The organism is Kineococcus gurbantunggutensis, from assembly GCF_050871925.1.
Classification (GTDB): Bacteria; Actinomycetota; Actinomycetes; order Actinomycetales; family Kineococcaceae; genus Kineococcus.
Map to the genome: position 1 here is coordinate 1 of NZ_JBJLSG010000343.1, position 832 is coordinate 832.

General features: G+C 75.5%; 1 protein-coding gene. It reads right to left on the reverse strand.

Annotated elements, in window-relative coordinates:
* Positions 1-832: EAL domain-containing protein (locus tag ACRYR7_RS25585; protein ID WP_432575205.1), on the reverse strand; the 832-nt coding region annotated here is incomplete at both ends.

Below are 832 nucleotides of genomic sequence, written 5' to 3' on the forward strand. Positions count from 1 at the left end.
CGGCGGGCATGGGGCGGGCGTGGTGGTAGCCCTGGGTCTCGTCGACGCCCAGCTCGCCCAGGCGGCGCAGGGTGGTGGCGTCCTCCACGCCCTCCACCAGCAGCCGCATGCCCAGGCTGTGCGCCAGCTCGACGGTGCCGGCGATGATCGAGGCGGTACGCCCCGGCTCGCCGGTCGCGCCGGCCTGCGCCTCGCCCGACAGGCGCAGGGTGAAGGCGCGGTCCAGCTTCAGCTCCACCGCCGGCAGGTCCTGCAGGTAGGCCAGCGAGGAGTAGCCGGTGCCGTAGTCGTCGATGCTCACCGAGACCCCGCGCACCAGCAGCGCCTCGATGGTGGCGCGGCTGCGCCGCGGGTCGCTCATCAGCGTCGTCTCGGTGATCTCCAGCACCAGCGCGGTGGCGTCCAGGCCGCTGGTGGCGATCACCTCGTCGACCAGGGGCACCAGGGCGGGGTTGACCAGGCAGCTGGTGGCCAGGTTCACCGCCACGCGCACGGGGAAGCCGGCGGCGTGCCAGGAGGCGGCCTGCTCGGCGGCCTGGCGCAGCACCGCGGTGGTCAGCTCGGCCATCATCCCGTGGGCCTCGGCCAGCTCCACGAACTCCACCGGCGCCAGCACCCCGCGCTGCGGGTGCGCCCAGCGCACCAGCGCCTCCACGCCCACCACCGCACCGGTGCGCACGTCCACCTGCGGCTGGTAGTAGGGCACCAGCTCACCGGCGGCGATGCCGGCGCGCAGCTCGCCCACGCGCTGCAGGCGCTGGCGCGCGGCCTGCCCGCTGGCCTCGTCGTAGCGGGCCAGCCCCCCGCCGCCGCGCTTGGCCACGTACATGGC